This is a genomic window from Acetobacterium sp. (genome assembly GCF_041752335.1).
Classification (GTDB): domain Bacteria; phylum Bacillota; class Clostridia; order Eubacteriales; family Eubacteriaceae; genus Acetobacterium.
Genome location: NZ_JBGSHG010000009.1, coordinates 1 through 15,498, shown reverse-complemented (window position 1 = coordinate 15,498; position 15,498 = coordinate 1). Strand labels below are relative to the sequence as shown.

Annotated in this window: 16 protein-coding genes and 1 riboswitch; of the genes, 3 read left to right on the top strand and 13 right to left on the bottom strand. The window is 46.0% G+C overall.

Going from position 1 to position 15,498, the window contains the following annotated elements; genetic code table 11:
- Position 1: 1 nt before the first annotated feature.
- From ACEW8F_RS01585 to ACEW8F_RS01575, 3 genes are all read right to left on the bottom strand, one after another.
- On the bottom strand, positions 2-1,033 hold the full coding sequence (locus ACEW8F_RS01585; RefSeq protein ID WP_373481721.1) for a FecCD family ABC transporter permease: 1,032 nt from the start codon (positions 1,031-1,033) through the stop codon (positions 2-4).
- A gap of 100 nt (positions 1,034-1,133) precedes the next feature.
- Positions 1,134-2,090 (bottom strand): ABC transporter substrate-binding protein, encoded by a 957-nt coding sequence (locus ACEW8F_RS01580; RefSeq protein ID WP_373481720.1) that lies wholly within the window; start codon positions 2,088-2,090, stop codon positions 1,134-1,136.
- A 104-nt stretch (positions 2,091-2,194) separates the two neighbouring features.
- A riboswitch (cobalamin riboswitch) is annotated at positions 2,195-2,368 on the bottom strand.
- Positions 2,369-2,391: 23 nt separating this feature from the next.
- Positions 2,392-3,186: a sugar phosphate isomerase/epimerase family protein gene (locus ACEW8F_RS01575; RefSeq protein WP_373481719.1), complete on the bottom strand. Its 795-nt coding sequence runs from the start codon at positions 3,184-3,186 to the stop codon at positions 2,392-2,394.
- Between the two features lie 144 nt (positions 3,187-3,330).
- On the opposite strand from ACEW8F_RS01575, the gene ACEW8F_RS01570 reads away from it, so the two are divergent.
- Positions 3,331-4,089: a hypothetical protein gene (locus ACEW8F_RS01570; RefSeq protein ID WP_373481718.1), complete on the top strand. Its 759-nt coding sequence runs from the start codon at positions 3,331-3,333 to the stop codon at positions 4,087-4,089.
- Here the strand turns inward: ACEW8F_RS01570 and ACEW8F_RS01565 are convergent.
- From ACEW8F_RS01565 to ACEW8F_RS01535, 7 genes are all read right to left on the bottom strand, one after another.
- Positions 4,079-5,047: a glycosyltransferase gene (locus ACEW8F_RS01565; RefSeq protein ID WP_373481717.1), complete on the bottom strand. Its 969-nt coding sequence runs from the start codon at positions 5,045-5,047 to the stop codon at positions 4,079-4,081. The genes ACEW8F_RS01570 and ACEW8F_RS01565 overlap by 11 nt on opposite strands.
- Entirely contained in the window at positions 5,044-6,180 is a 1,137-nt protein-coding gene (locus ACEW8F_RS01560; RefSeq protein ID WP_373481716.1) for an FAD-dependent oxidoreductase, read from the bottom strand. The genes ACEW8F_RS01565 and ACEW8F_RS01560 overlap by 4 nt, the downstream gene beginning before the upstream one ends.
- The gene (locus ACEW8F_RS01555; RefSeq protein ID WP_373481715.1) at positions 6,181-7,293 is read right to left on the bottom strand and encodes a DegT/DnrJ/EryC1/StrS family aminotransferase; all 1,113 of its coding nucleotides are present in this window, start codon (positions 7,291-7,293) and stop codon (positions 6,181-6,183) included.
- A gap of 16 nt (positions 7,294-7,309) precedes the next feature.
- The gene (locus ACEW8F_RS01550) at positions 7,310-8,047 is read right to left on the bottom strand and encodes a glycosyltransferase (protein WP_373481714.1); all 738 of its coding nucleotides are present in this window, start codon (positions 8,045-8,047) and stop codon (positions 7,310-7,312) included.
- Between the two features lie 22 nt (positions 8,048-8,069).
- On the bottom strand, positions 8,070-9,101 hold the full coding sequence (gene mtnA, locus ACEW8F_RS01545; protein WP_373481713.1) for an S-methyl-5-thioribose-1-phosphate isomerase: 1,032 nt from the start codon (positions 9,099-9,101) through the stop codon (positions 8,070-8,072).
- A gap of 2 nt (positions 9,102-9,103) precedes the next feature.
- Positions 9,104-9,859 carry an S-methyl-5'-thioadenosine phosphorylase gene (mtnP, locus tag ACEW8F_RS01540; RefSeq protein ID WP_373481712.1) on the bottom strand — a complete coding sequence of 252 codons (756 nt, stop codon included), beginning with the start codon at positions 9,857-9,859 and terminating at the stop codon, positions 9,104-9,106.
- A gap of 159 nt (positions 9,860-10,018) precedes the next feature.
- Positions 10,019-11,446, bottom strand: a complete 1,428-nt coding sequence (locus ACEW8F_RS01535) for a DUF2284 domain-containing protein (protein ID WP_373481711.1) — start codon at positions 11,444-11,446, stop codon at positions 10,019-10,021.
- A gap of 278 nt (positions 11,447-11,724) precedes the next feature.
- Here ACEW8F_RS01535 and ACEW8F_RS01530 point away from each other — a divergent pair, with 278 nt between their 5' ends.
- The gene (locus ACEW8F_RS01530; protein ID WP_373481710.1) at positions 11,725-12,417 is read left to right on the top strand and encodes an iron-sulfur cluster assembly scaffold protein; all 693 of its coding nucleotides are present in this window, start codon (positions 11,725-11,727) and stop codon (positions 12,415-12,417) included.
- Positions 12,418-12,428: 11 nt separating this feature from the next.
- Positions 12,429-13,427 (top strand): GGGtGRT protein, encoded by a 999-nt coding sequence (locus ACEW8F_RS01525; RefSeq protein ID WP_373481709.1) that lies wholly within the window; start codon positions 12,429-12,431, stop codon positions 13,425-13,427.
- 181 nt (positions 13,428-13,608) lie between these two features.
- Here ACEW8F_RS01525 and ACEW8F_RS01520 read toward each other — a convergent pair whose 3' ends face one another.
- From ACEW8F_RS01520 to ACEW8F_RS01510, 3 genes are all read right to left on the bottom strand, one after another.
- The gene (locus ACEW8F_RS01520) at positions 13,609-14,517 is read right to left on the bottom strand and encodes a YhcG family protein (RefSeq protein ID WP_373481762.1); all 909 of its coding nucleotides are present in this window, start codon (positions 14,515-14,517) and stop codon (positions 13,609-13,611) included.
- A gap of 481 nt (positions 14,518-14,998) precedes the next feature.
- Positions 14,999-15,154: a hypothetical protein gene (locus ACEW8F_RS01515; protein ID WP_373481708.1), complete on the bottom strand. Its 156-nt coding sequence runs from the start codon at positions 15,152-15,154 to the stop codon at positions 14,999-15,001.
- A gap of 97 nt (positions 15,155-15,251) precedes the next feature.
- On the bottom strand, positions 15,252-15,498 hold a 247-nt coding region (locus ACEW8F_RS01510), incomplete at its 5' end, for a transposase (protein ID WP_373481707.1).

Genomic DNA, 15,498 nt, shown 5'->3' with positions numbered 1-15,498 from the left:
TTCAGGCACCCCCTTGCTTGCGTTTTCTCAAGAGATAGACAAAGAAGGGGCCCCCGAAGGCGGCGGTGATAATACCCACGGGGATCTCCTGTCCGGCCACCGTTCGGGCCAGGGTATCGCACAGAATCAGAAACGCCCCGCCAAAGAGCAATGAAAAAGGAATCAAGACCCGGTGTTTCGGACCGGTTACCAACCGCACAATATGGGGCACCACCAGTCCGACAAAGCCGATGATCCCGGTAACCGAGACCACGGCGGCGGTTAGCAGCGACGAGGTAATCAGAATTTTCTTTTTTAACCGCTCGGTATCCACCCCCAGCTGGGTAGCCGTTTCCTCGCCCAACAGCATGATATCCAGCTCCCGGACTGAGGTCAGCATGATCACCCCGCCGACAATCACATAGGGCAGCACGGTTAGAACCTGGCCCCAGCCCTTGCCGTTTAAACTGCCCATGATCCAGAACATAATCTGGGTCATTTCTTCCTGATTAAAAATCATCAGCAAATACATAATCGCACTGATGGTTTGGCCGATGGCGATACCGCTGAGCAACAGCGTCGATACCGGCACCTTGCGACCGACCCGGGAAATATTATAGACCACCAGGATCGATGCAAAAGATCCGATAAAGGCTAAAATAGCGGTGCCATTCATCCCAAACAAACTGCTGGAAAAATTCATCACAATGCCGATGGTCGCCCCCAGAGCCGCCCCGGAAGAGACCCCTAAAATATAGGGGTCGGCCATGGGATTTTTAAAGATGCCCTGATAGGCAGCGCCGCAGATGGCCAGCACCCCACCGGTAATAAAAGCCAGAATAATCCGCGGCAGCCGCACATTCCAGATAATGGCAACGGCGCCGGCGCTGATATTCTCCATCCCCAGATCGATACGAAAGAGCTGATCCAACAAAATTTTATTGGCATCCCAAAAAGAAATGGATGCCACCCCCAATAAGGTACAGACATAAATGATGATCATGCAAATGGCGATGGATATGATAATGCTGTATTTTTTGACACTATTTTTCATGATTTCTCCAATTAATTGTTTTGTCTGTTCACCCCTTGGGTCTCTCGTTAAGAAAACCAGGGGGCGAACAGCATTCGCCCCATTACATACTTATTAATTCTTATTTACTAAAGATTTCCGGATAAATACTTTCAGCAATCAAGGTCATTCCTTCAATAATGCGGGGACCGGGTCGCTGGATCATATCACTTTCCGGGGTCAGGTATTCAAAGTAGACCAGTTGATCATTGATAATCGCATTGATCTTGTCAAAACCGGCAGTGGCCTTGATCTCCTCTGGTTTGGTGTAAAGAGAAATATAAACATCCGGGTTGTCGGCAATGATTTCTTCAGTGCTAAGCTGCGGCCACTGCTCAGCGCCATCGGCGGCAATATTCACCGCATTCAGGTCGGTGAGCATGGAGTCCAGGGTGGAACCGGGACCGGCGGTGTAGAATTTACCGATATCAAAGAAGACTGCTTTTTGAGTTTTAGCTGTTTTGGCTTTCTCCATTAATGCTTTTCGATCGGCTTGCATTTTTTCAACGATTTCTTTGGCTTTATCATTGGCATTAGTCACTTCTCCAGCCTGGACAATATTAGCCAGCACGCCATCAATATCGGCGGCATTAAAGGTGATCACCTTAGCGCCGGTGGCTTCCAGCTGTTGTTTGATATCGTCAGAAACAAAATCTGAGGCAACCACAATATCTGGTGCCAGCTCAATAATTTTTTCCAGGGTCGGTGAGTTAAAGCTACCAATATCAGTTACCGCTAAAGCCGCTTCGGGATAATCACAGTATTTAGTCCGTCCCACTACCTTGTCGCCCTGATCCAGGGCAAACAGGATTTCGGTCGTGGCCGGCGACAGGGATACAATCTTCTGGGGTTCCTTTTCGATAGTCACTGCGTTTCCGGCATTATCGGTTACCGTTACCGGGTAAGCAGTCGAGCCGCTTTTTGTTTCAACGCCCGCTCCATCTGCTGTCGTTTTGCTTTGTTGACATCCGGTAAAGGATACCATTAGGGCTATCACGACAAAAATCACTAATAAACTTCGCATGCTTTTCTTTTTCATTTTCTTCCTTCTTTTTCTTTATTTTTTTGCATTTTTTGCAAAAATAAATCCAGCTTCCTGTGGAGGCTGGATACTAAACAAAAGGTTTAATCCTGTTCTTCCCACCGAAGAATATCAATGATTATGAGTGTCCTGACTTTTGCGTATCCTTGGTTCTCCCTTCCCATCCTTAAGACAGTGGTATAAGAACCGCGTTGGCAATTACAGTAGCGGGGGCTGTAGGGGTCTTCCACCCCTTTCCTCATCAATTTTCTATTATATTAGTGGAAGTGTATCATAGAATCGGCAACTTTTCAATTGATTATTTTTGCCGCGGTTTTCCATCGTTTATGGCCAGACTGTGAAGCACTGCCCGGGCAAAATCCCGGGGTTCTTTTTCCCACCACGCTTCGTTGGCGATAACCTCATAAGAGATAGTATTGATGGTAGGCACCGTAAGAATCTCGGCCATCACCTCATCCAGGCGAATGCTACCTTCACCGGGAATCCAGTGGCGATCCTCCTTGAAATCATTGTCAGAAAGATGCAGCGCCTTGATCCGCTGTTTATATTTTTTTAGAATCCGGCCGCGGTTCTGCTGTTCTAAAAAATCATGGGAGCTGTCATAGCACATCCCAAACCGGGGGGCATCAATCTGCTCCAGCAGAAAACTAAGCAGATGCTGGCGGGAGACATTTTCCACCGCCAGATCGACATCATATTTTTCAGCGGCATCCGCCAGCTCCGAGAAAAAAGCGCGCCCCTTGTCCAGATCCGGCTGGAATTCATCCAGGTCATTGGTGTGCATGACCATCGCCGGGATCTCAAAAGCCTGGCAATCTTTTAAATAATCTTTGAACATCTGCAGCTTGGGCTGAATCTCCATCCGCGAGGCCGTCCAGATATCACTGTAACCAATAAAGGGAGCGTGAATATTGGTGATGCCCAAACCATTTTTTCTAACAATTTCCGGGAATTCCTCTTTTTTTAAGACCCAGGGTTCAAACTCATCCTCCCAGGAAATCATTGCCTCTTCAAAACCGGCATCGGCAATGATTTTAATCCGATCTTCAAAGGGCATAAAATAACCAAACCAGGAAAACATACTATAATTCATAAAGGTCTCTCATTCTATATTTTTTATTCTATTCTTTTGTAGCCACTCATTTTTACTCGATAACTTCAATTCGAACGCTGGTCATATTTATAAAACTGCGTTATAATACAGTCAAAATCAATTATACAAAACTGGAGATAATCTATGAAAAAATATTCCAAAGGCATCCTGATCGGCATTGGCTTTATCGCCCTGTCTGCCATTCTTTACTATGCACATTTTTTATTCTTTAAAGATTCTCATCATATCTTTATTTATCTGCTCGGCGACATTGCTTTTTTACCGATTGAAGTGCTGCTGGTTTCGGTGATTTTCCACAAGGTTATTGAAGATAAAGATAAAAAGGAACGTTTGAAGAAAATCAACATGGTGCTCAGTGTCTACTTTTCCGAAGCCGGCGTCGAACTGATGCAGTTCTTTTCCCGGGAAGATGACAATTTATCTGATTTCCAGGAGTCCCTGTTGATCAAACCCCAATGGGATACCAAGGATTATAAAAATGCCCTTAAGAACCTCAAAGGGATCAACCATCACCTGAGTTTTAGCGGCCCCTGTCTGATCAGTCTCAGTAAATATCTCACTTCCCACCGGGATCTTTTCCTGAAGCTGCTGGAAAATCCTTTTCTGGTTGAACATGAAACCTTCACCGACCTGATCATGTCGCTTTCCCATGCGGAGCAGGAATTGTCCAGCCGCAAGAATCTGCTGGAACTCAATGACAATGACTACCGCCACCTGATGACCGACATTGAACGGGCCTATAAACTGCTGCTGGTGGAATGGCTGCTGTATATGAACCATCTGCGGAAGTCCTATCCCTTCCTGTACTCTTTTTCGATCCGGACCAATCCCTTTGATCCCAATGCTGAAGTCGAAATTCCCGGGAATCCAGCTACTCGCTGATCGTTTCGACTGACTCGATGGTATACTTCTGTTTGCTGAAGACCAGTTCCATCAGCATTGATAAGTATTTGATGATCACCGCCAGAATCACAAAGACGCCGAAGAAGCCAAAGACGATGACGAGCATCATTGAGGTATAGCCGGAAACCACATCTTCATAGACATAGCTGATCAGGGTATAGATGCCGATGCCAAAGGTGGCCACCATCATAAAGACCGCTGCCAGCAGGGTCATCTTGTAGGCCACGTTGGTAAACAGGATCAGTGAATCAGCGGCCATTTCTTTCCGCTGATGCCGGGTTTCTTTGTCGTAGGCCTTGGTGCAGGAGCTATCATTGTCGTACTCAATGGTGTCGATCTTCAGACCGCAGTTGGCATAAACGGCCTTGCGGTAAGGGATCGTCTTGCTCATCGAATGAACCCGATTAATCGCCCGGCGTGACAGCACCCGGAAGTTTTCCGTCCGCAGTGGATGGGGGCTGTGGGAATAACGGTTGAAGACCTTGTAAAAAAGCCGGGAGCTCTTGCGGCCGCATTTTTTCGGAGCCGCATTGACGATATCAAAGCCGGTCAGACTGTGGTAATAAACGTCCATCATCAGCTCGGCCTGATAATCCATGACCATGTTGTCAAATTCAAAAACAAAATCGCCGATGGACAGATCAATGCCGGCATTCATGGCCAGCTCGACGCCCTGATAAAAACTCATATTGACAACGTTGATCACCGTCCCGGCGATGCTTTTACCAATCTCCCGGATGACTGCCAGACTGTTGTCGTCCGAGGCGTCATTGACGCAGATAATCTGATAGTTTTCAAAATTGGCGTTTAATACCCCGTTAATTTTTCCCAGAAAATCCCGGATCCGCTCTTCATCATTATAAATATAGATCACCGCCGAAACAAAGTTCTTTTCTTTATCCGGCCCGACCCCTTTATTTTCTTGCTGTTTTGTCATGTTTTCAATACCTCATCCAAATCGTAAACCGTATTTATTTTTCCCGACAACACCGAGACAAAGGTCGGTTTTTCGCTGACCTTACGGACCACCGTGGGCCGCGAGTCGTCCACCTCGGAAGCCTTTAAGATCGGCTTCATCGAATAGAGCGAACCGGCATAGCTAAAACCGTAATCTTCCTTTAGATATTTCTCGGCCATAGTGGACATATAGGGCCAGGCCGATTGCGGTTTGGCGATGCAATCATTACAGTTTCCCAGTTGCTTGGGACTGCAATAACCTCGGCTCTGTTCCTGACAGTTAAATCGGGGTAAGCTGTCAAAAGACGACAGATGGGGCGTAAAAGTCACCGAGGTCAGGGAATGATAGCCGCTTTTGCCAAAGGGCATCACCGAAAAAAAGGGCCCGTCCATCACCGTGATGCCCACCTCTGTCAGCTTCTTTTGCGGCTGGCAGAGAATAATTTCGCACAGTTCATACTTAATCTTAAAGGGCTCAAAACCGGCCAGATCAAGGATCTGATTGGTGGAGCCATAGGTGGCATTCAAAAGAAAAGCGGTTTCTACCACTGTACCATTTTCCAGGGTCAGGGCATAGACATCCGAGTCCTTTTCAATCGTCTGCAGCCGGACCCCGTAGCGGATTTCAACCCCCTTCATTTTTGCCAGGGCATCGACAAAATACTGGCCCAGAATCCCGGCGTCATAGGTGTATTCTTTGGTCAGGTAGGCCCCATCACAGAGTCCCTTTTTAAAATATTTCTCGGGAAATAATTCTTCACAGGGAATCTCCGCCGCCTGACAAAATTGGGTAAACTGTTCCCGATTGGTCCAGCTGAAGCTGTCACTGGTGGCATAAACCTGATCAAATTCACTGTGAATGCAGAAATCATAATCCTTGATAAAACGATTAAAATAATGCGCCGATTTAATCGCTGTCGCATAGGACCGGGGGTAGTGGTAACCCATATGGACCCGGGCCTGGTTGATATAGGTAGCCCGTTGAAATGGTGATTTTTCCCATTCCAGCACCAGTACCCGCTCGCCCCGCTCGCCACAGGTCTTGGCGGCGTAAAGACCGTAAAGACCGGCGCCGATAATGATTTTGTCCCAGGTATTATTATTCCCCGTCATTTATGACTCCAGCGCCCTGGGCACAAAGGCATTGATGGCCGTCACCACGGCATCGATTTCGTCATCAGTCATGCCATAGAACAAAGGCAACGAAAGCACCTGATCCGCCAGTTTTTCGGTAATCGGCAGACTGCCCCGGCCGATGTTCAGATAGGCATAGGCTTCCGACAAATGGGGTGGAATCGGATAATGAATGATGCTGCCGATGCCCGCAGCTTCCAGATAATCCTTTAGTTCATCCCGATAGGAGGTGGTAACGACAAACTGATGCCAGACCGTGGTGGCCTGGTCCCGCAGTTTGGGCAACTGGATCACCGGGTTGTTCATCTTGTTTAGATAGGCCGTGCAAACGCGGTTGCGGTCAGCATTAAGCTGATCCAGATAACGAAGCTTGACGTTAAGCAACCCGGCCTGGAGTTCATCCAACCGCGAATTGGTGCCGACGACCTTATTATAATAGCGCTTTTCACTGCCGTAAAAACGATACATCCGAAAGGCCTGATCCAGTTCCGGGCTGTTGGTGGTAATGGCACCACCATCGCCGAAAGCACCGAGATTTTTGGACGGATAAAAGCTGAAACAGCCGATATCACCAAAGGAGCCGGTCATCTGACCCTGATAGGTGGCGCCATGGCTTTGGGCACAATCCTCCACCAGCCGGAAATTGTGTTTTCTGGCAATCGCCACGATCTTATCCATTTCGCAGCTGGTGCCGTAAAGATGGACCACCAGAATGGCTTTGGTCTTTTCGGTAATCTTCGCTTCGATTTTATCCGCGTCGATACTATGGAAAGCGTCCGGCTCCACAAAAACCGGGGTGGCATCGTTAATCGTGATCCCCATCACGCTGGCAATATAGGTATTGGCCTGAACAATGACCTCGTCGCCGGCGCCAATACCCAAAACACGAAAAGAAAGCCACAGGGCATCTAAACAGTTCCCCAGGCCAACGCAGTAATTGGTGCCAATATATTTTGCAAAATCTTTTTCAAAGCGGTCCACTTCATTCCCGAGAATGTAGTTGCCGCTTCTTAAAATTTCCAATGCTTTATTTTCATATTCTTGCTGATGTTCTTGAAAATGTCGTAGTAAATTATTTGCTGGTACCTTCATCTTGTCTCCTCTGCTGTCAGGATTTAGTCTTTTGACGATCTTCTCTGATAAATTCTGACTTTAAAAATTTGATCCGCTTGAGATAGGATACCACAGTTTTAACAACCTTTACCTTAGTATCATAATCATCTTCCCAGATCACCGGAATATCATGAACTTCAATGCCCAGGCGCTCGGCCCGCAGCAGCAGCTCAACGCAATAAAACCAGCCATTGTCCTGGCTGGAAGCAGCAATCAAATCGTCAAAGGTCTCTTTACGGTAAAAATCAAAGCCGCAGAGAGCATCGGTAAACTTATTTTTAAACACCACATGCAAAAGTCCATTGAGTCCCCGGGAGGTAAATTCTCGCGAAGGCTTACGTCCCATCACAGTGGAATTTTTCATCAGTCGGGAGCCCTTGATAATCTTTACATCGGGCTGATTTTCAAAAATATCCTTAACCTGTCTGAGATGCTCAATATTGGTGGAAAGATCAATGTCCATATAGCCGATAATATCACAACTATTGTCCGCCGCGCCGGTTCGCAGGGCGACTCCCACCCCCCGTTCCGGGGTTTTCAGATAATGGACCTCGGGATGCTTTTCGCACAGGCGTCGGCTGATGGCCGCGGTGGCATCGGTGGAGCCGTTATCGATGATGGTCAGCTGATAATCAAACAACTTGTTTTTTTTGAGGAAAACCAGGGTTTTTAAAATCCCCTTTTCCAGGCGCCGCTCTTCATCAAGAACGGGAAATAATATATTTACTTTCATACTTCATCCTTTAGCTTTATTCTTATTCTTTCAGCTTGGGAATATTGATGTCATAGGGGGGATAGACCACACCCTTTTCGGTGATGATGGCGGTGACATTCTGGTGGGGGGTGACATCAAAGGCCGGATTTTCCATGGCGACCCCGTCTGGTGCCACCTGAACCCCGCCAATATGGCTGATCTCGCGACAGTCCCGCTGTTCGATGACGATCTCATCGCCAGATTTCATGGCGAAATCAATGGTTGAGGTCGGTGCCGCCACATACATCGGGATGCCGTGGGCTTTGGCCAGAACCGACACCGAATAGGTACCGATTTTATTGGCCACATCACCATTAGCCGCAATCCGATCCGCGCCCACAATGACACCGTCAATTTTGCCCAGCTTCATCATCCAGCCAGCCATGTTATCGGTGATCAGCGTTACCGGAATGCCGTCGGCGTGAAGCTCGTAAGCCGTCAGCCGGGCGCCCTGTAAAAAAGGCCGGGTTTCGTCGGCATAAACGGAAATGTTTTTGCCCGCTTCGTGAGCCGCCCGGATCACCCCCAGGGCAGTGCCGTAATCGGCGGTAGCCAGAGCACCAGCATTGCAGTGGGTCAAAATGGTATCATTCGGATGGATCAGCTCGGCGCCATGTTTGCCCATATCGCGACACATTTGAATGTCTTCGGCACAGATGGCCTGGGCTTCATCCTTTAATATCGCAACCAGCTCTACCGGTTCTTTATCGGCATTGGCCGCCATCACGTCTTCCATCCGCTTAATCGCCCAGAATAAATTCACGGCGGTGGGACGGGTAGACGCCAGTAATTCGCAAACTTCTTTCATTTTATCATAAAAAACATCTTTTGGCTCATTTTGATATTCCAACGCACCAAAATAAACACCGTAGCCAGCGGTTACCCCGATGGCCGGTGCTCCGCGAACGATCATATCGACAATGGCTTTGGCAATTTTCCGATAATCAGTATACGAATGGACAATAAACGCGGTGGGAAGCCTGGTCTGATCAATCAGCTTCAGCTCCCCATCTTCTAAATAAACTGGTTTCAAGCCTACACCTCTAATTTATCGATGAGCTTAAAGATCAGCGCTTTTACTTTTTCGGTATTTTCATTTAAAACCCGGATGACATCCTCATTGGTGACCGGTTTAATATCCGGATGGTCTTCCAGGCCGGCATCATAATCAGTGATCAGAGCAATGTTCACAACCGGGATTTCCTGTTCCAGACAGAGATAACCTTCGGGATACTGGGTCATATTAACGACATCGGCACCCATCATCGCAAACATCCGGCTTTCGGCGACGGTCGAGAAACGGGGGCCGTTGATAACAATCACGGTGCCGCCGAAGTGTGCGGTAATGCCACACTCTTTCGCCGCTTCCATGGCCATGACACGGAGATTATGATCATAGGGATGAGCCGAGCTGATATGATTAACCTTGGGTTTTTCAAAGAAAGTATCCTTACGGCCAGAGGTCATATTAATAAACTGATCAGTGACTACAAAATCCCCGGGTTTCATCTCAAATTTCAGACTGCCGACGCAACAGGGCGAAATAATCGCTTTTACACCCAGGCTTTTTAAGGCAAAGATATTGGCCCGGTAATTAATTTCCGAAGGGTTCAATGTATGTTCTTTGCCGTGTCGCGGCAAAAATGCCACGGTTTTTTCGCCCACCTTGACCAGGCTGATATCATCCGAGGGCTTGCCGTAAGGGGTATCCACTTCAATTTTCTTCACGTCTGCACTTAATTCGTAGAGACCAGAACCGCCAATAACGCCAATATCTGCTGAATAATACATGATTTCTCTCCTTCAAATTGTTTTATTTAGGTAATTGTCTAACTACCATGTGCTATATTATCTGTTTATCCAAGATGATGACCGCTGCCTTAGCGCAAATTAGATTGTGCCCGGGACGATGCACCCATCCCCAACACAATCTAGATCATCAACTTTATTTTATTCGGGAATATTCAAGCTGGCCAGGGTGGATTTTTTAACAATTGGTTCATCGTCATCCAGCGGGGCCTTATAGCCCAGCCATTGATATTTGGAGTCGTCTTCTTCCTCGACTGGCTCTTCAACTGGCTCTTCAACCACTTCCGCAACCGCTTCTTCAACTGCTGCCAAACTGACTGCTGGTTCTTCCATCGCTGCGTCATCCGCTGCCATTTCCGCATCGGTTTTATCATAATACGGGGTGCAATCTTCTTCGGGAACTACTTCCGCTGCAACTTCGGCCGCTGCCGCCGGTTCCTGAGTATCTTCAACCGCCGGTACTTCTTCACCATCCAGAATCAGTTCGGTCATTTTGGGGATTGGGCGTTTGACAATTTCGTCGTCATCAAGAGGCGCCTTAAAGCCCAGCCATTGATACTTGGCGTCATCCTCTTCTTCAACCACTTCCGCCACAGGGGGCGCCGCTTCGACAACCGCTGCCACGGCAGCTTCTTCCGCTTTGGCTCCCGGAGCAGTATCTTCATCATAGATCTTTTCAGCTTCGACTTCTGCCGCAGTTTGTTCTGGAATCAGTTTTTCTTCGCCTTGAATGGTGACCGCGTAGCCCTTTTTCATGGCGTCATCTTCAGGATTCTTTTCAGCCTTGTAGCCGACCCAGCTTTTCTGCGGTCGATAAGGTGGGATCTCCTCATCGATGATTTTTGCCTTGGCCAGAACCGCAGCACTGCCGCCGTGGATGGTTTCTTCCGGTTTGATGGTTTCCGAGGTATGAAATTCCGTTTCAGGATTTCGCTGATCCTTCTTTTCCCAGCTTTTCTTTTTATCCGGGAAATATTTTTTCAGGATATCCTTGGGAATTTCTTCGTTACAGAGGATCGCCGATACGGAAGTTAACACCTCCGGTAAACGATAGGTGTCCCCCCATTTCATCGACATGCCGACCTCATACTTTAACAGATCCGTCACATTAAAGCCTAACGACTCCAATGAAAAACGCATCAGCTTTGAGTTACGACAGGGCTGATTGGTTTTTCTGGCACATTCCATCCCCTGGGTTTCACAAATCGGGCAATTGCCGGGAATCAGGCCGATAGCGCCATCCACCTCGTCTTCAATTTCCAGTAGCGTTTTCCAGGTCATCACCTTGATCGCCTGGAGCTTATCGGTGCTATAGCTTTTAACCGCTTCGGGATCACGAACATTTCTCAGATCATCCCGGGGCACCTCGAATTGTCTGCCAATAATATGCATATATTTAAACTGTTTTAAAAAGATTGCTTCATCAAATGCGTAAGGAGGGCAGGACCAGTACTTGGAAAAATTTGGACATGCCTTACAAAAGCCCAGCGTTTTTTCCCGATTGAAATACTCTTCCATTAAGTACTCCACTCTTTTTGCTCCCAGGCTAAGTTTGTTTTTCAATTCCATTGTTTACACCCCTTCTCAATCAATCCTGAGATCAACTGACCGATTATGTATCATTATTATTTAATTAAGTGTTAAGATAAGTTCCCAGTCCCAAAATAAAATTCACCTATTTTAGGCTCTTGCCCTATTCTACATCGATTTACCCATTTCTTCAATTAAACTTTTTGTCCAATTCGGGTATTTTTCTCCATTTTTCACAATTAACAAAATATTACCTGTTTTTTTTGAATTTTAAAGTTTATAATTAAAGGAGTAATTTTTTGAAGGGAGATTAATGAATGGAATATTCTCACGAAATTAAAAGAATGTGTACCGTTGGCAATAATGCAAACCACGGTTGTGCCCCAATCCCAGAGGAGGGAAAATGGGTTCAGGCAAAAGATGTTACCGACATCTCAGGTTTAACTCATGGTATTGGCTGGTGTGCCCCCCAACAAGGCGCCTGTAAACTAACCCTTAATGTAAAGGATGGCATCATCGAGGAATGTCTGATTGAAACCATTGGTTGTTCGGGAATGACTCATTCAGCTTCAATGGCCTCTGAAATTATGCCAGGCAAAACGATCTTAGAAGCACTTAACACAGATTTAGTTTGTGATGCAATTAACACCGCGATGCGGGAATTGTTTTTACAAATCGTATATGGCCGTACCCAAACGGCATTCTCCGAAGGCGGACTGCCGATTGGCGCCGGACTTGAAGATTTGGGCAAAGGTTTAAGAAGCCAGGTTGGGACTACCTATGGTACCCTTGCCAAAGGTTCTCGCTACCTTGAAATTGCCGAAGGTTATATCCAGAAATTGGCGTTAAACAAAAACGACGAGATTGTTGGTTACTCCTTCGTCCATCTTGGAAAAATGATGGAAAGTATCAATAACGGCGTTGAACCAGCAGCCGCTTTAGAAAAAGCTTCTGGTAAATACGGACAATTCGACGATGCTGTCAAATACATCGATCCAAGAAAAGAATAGGAGGAAATCACATGGCATTATTTGAAAGTTATGAAAGAAGAATCGCTAAAATTGAAGAAGTTTTAGCTGCCAACGGCATTGCCTCTTTAGAAGAAGCAAAGGCTATCTGTGATGAAAAAGGCATTGATGTGGCTGAAATTGTTAGAAGCATTCAACCCATCTGTTTTGACAATGCCTGCTGGGCTTACACCTTAGGTGCTGCCCTGGCGATTAAACGCGGTATTACCAATGCTGCCGACGCATCCGAAGTGATCGGCGAAGGCTTACAGGCTTTCTGTATTCCCGGTTCGGTTGCTGAACAACGTAAGGTTGGTTTAGGTCACGGTAACCTCGGCGCCATGCTCTTAAGAGAAGACACCGAATGTTTCGCCTTCCTGGCCGGCCATGAATCTTTTGCTGCTGCTGAAGGTGCCATCGGCATCGCCCGCTCAGCCAACAAGGTTCGGGTCAAACCTTTACGGGTTATCTTAAACGGTTTGGGAAAAGACGCCGCTCTGATTATTTCCCGGGTCAACGGCTTTACCTATGTCAAAACCGATTATGATTTTGCCACCGGCGAGCTTAACATCGTTTCAAAAACACCTTATTCCGATGGCGAACGCGCTGCGGTTAACTGTTACGGATCAAATGATGTTCAAGAAGGCGTTGCCATCATGCATCACGAAGGGGTTCATGTTTCCATCACCGGAAACTCCACCAACCCGACCCGTTTCCAACACCCGGTTGCTGGTACCTATAAAAAGGAAGCCCTGGAACAAGGCAAAAAATATTTCTCCGTTGCCTCCGGCGGCGGTACCGGCCGAACCCTCCATCCTGACAATATGGGAGCTGGTCCAGCGTCCTACGGGATGACCGACACCATGGGCCGAATGCACTCCGACGCTCAATTTGCCGGTTCTTCATCTGTTCCTGCCCATGTTGAAATGATGGGACTGATCGGAATGGGTAATAACCCAATGGTTGGCGCAACGGTTTCGGTTGCGGTGGCGATTGAGGAAGCAAGTAAGTAGGTCAACACAAGCTGAATTGTTTCAGACCCAAATCTTGATTATTCTAATTTTGATGGTATAATGACATTAACAGAGTTGCCCGAGACGTTTTACGTCCTGTCGGGGACCAGGGCCGGCGTTTATGCTGGCCCTTTTTATTTGGCGGAAATCGAATGGGATTAAAACCACCCTTGTCTTCGTGTCAGTCCAAAATTTTCTTGTTTTTCTCGCCAATTTCATTAAGAACTGATTGGACCTGTTCAATTAGTTCTTGTTTATTGGGAATATAGTAGACGTATTTGGAAGCAAAAATCTGATTTTCAAGTCCACCCAATGCATATTCTGCAACGATCTCAGATGTATCCGCACACAGAATGATACCCATTGGTTTTTCATCGTCCTCGTCATTTACTTCACTAGCATAATAATTAACATACATATTCATTTGTCCAATATTTTCAGGTTTGAGACTTCCCATTTTTAGATCAATCAAAACATAAGCCTTCAGTATTTTATTGTAAAAAACCATATCCACATAATAATGTGTGTTCCCAAGCGTAATTCTCTGCTGAGAACCAACAAACATAAATCCTCTCCCAAGTTCAAGTAAAAAATTTTCAATCTTAATAATTAGCGCTTTTTCCAGGTCTTTTTCTAGCATAGGCTTGTTTTCCGGTATTCCAAGAAATTCAAAAACATAGGGATCTTTCAAAATATCATTCGGTTTCCGATAAACGATACCTTCTTTAGCTAACATCAATACCTTCTCTTTATTCGTTTTTCCTTCCGAGAGAAGCATTCGCTCGAAAAGCGACGTATCAATCTGTCTTTTCATTTCACGCACTGACCAGTTTGAATTCAATGCTTCTTGTTCATAAAAAGATCTTGCGTTTTTATCAGATACCGTAAATAATTCGCAGTAATGGGTAAAACTCAATTTGCCAGACAGTGACTGGCAAATTGGATAATTTAAATATAATAATCGCATGTTCTGTAGATTCGAACGCGAAAACCCTTTGCCCAACTCCCGGGTCAGTTCTTTTGATAATGACTTCAACAACTGTTTTCCATACTCTGCCTTTTCCGATCCAGCTTGTTCATTATCAACAATGATTTTGCCGATGTTCCAGTAAGCGAATAAAAGCTCATTATTAACAGCTCATTATTAACAGCTCTTGCAACATTTTCCCGAGCTGATTGTAGTATTTGTCTGATCTCATTAATAATTGCCTGATTTTGAAGCTCTGACATTTTTTACACCCTTTCACTTTGACAGCTAGCTATTTTATTAAGACTTGAACCGCATCCATATTATCAATGGTTTACCTTGAAGACCACTTTTTAAAAAATTTAATTTCTTTAAGGGAACCATCTGGATTTAGGACTCTAAGATAGACGCCATCTCCTTTGCCAACAGCCTATATGGCATTGACTGAATTTTTCTTTTTAGTAATCTGCTTGTCAAAGATGTATTTCTCAAAAACACCTTTGACAAGGCCAAATTCTTGTTCATTTTTGCTCTTTCGATTGGTTTCATAACTGAAAATAAATGATAGCCACATAATTCGCCATAATTACCGGCGATGGTCGCTTCATCGGTTAGCTGGCATATGGATGAAAATAGCGGCCATTATTTTTAAAAACAGTACCCCCGCTATGACCTGATTGAGTTCAGCCAGTTTCAGGAAGAAGAAGTGATCGATGACGAAGCAGTTGACGCCATTGCCAAACGCATTCTTAAAAAACATCAGGCTGCCTTTGAGGAATTGGCCAAATGAAACGTCTAAACCGGCGGCAGTGATGGCCTCCGGGATGAAGGACTGCTGGATTCTGCTCCTGGCTGACTTATTCCAATAAGTTTATAAGTTGGTGTCGGGGAAACCTCCGAAAAACGACCATATAAGTTTGTGTCGGGCACAGTTCCCGGAACACAATATCGGTCTGAATTCGGTTAACGACTTGCACGTCGGAAAGACGATACAGGAATTCCAGAAGAAAAATTTTAACCATCATGGCCGGGTCTTTTGATCCCCGCCCGATTGGGCTGTATTGATCCTTTACCAGTTCATAAACAAAGGAAAAATCGATGATG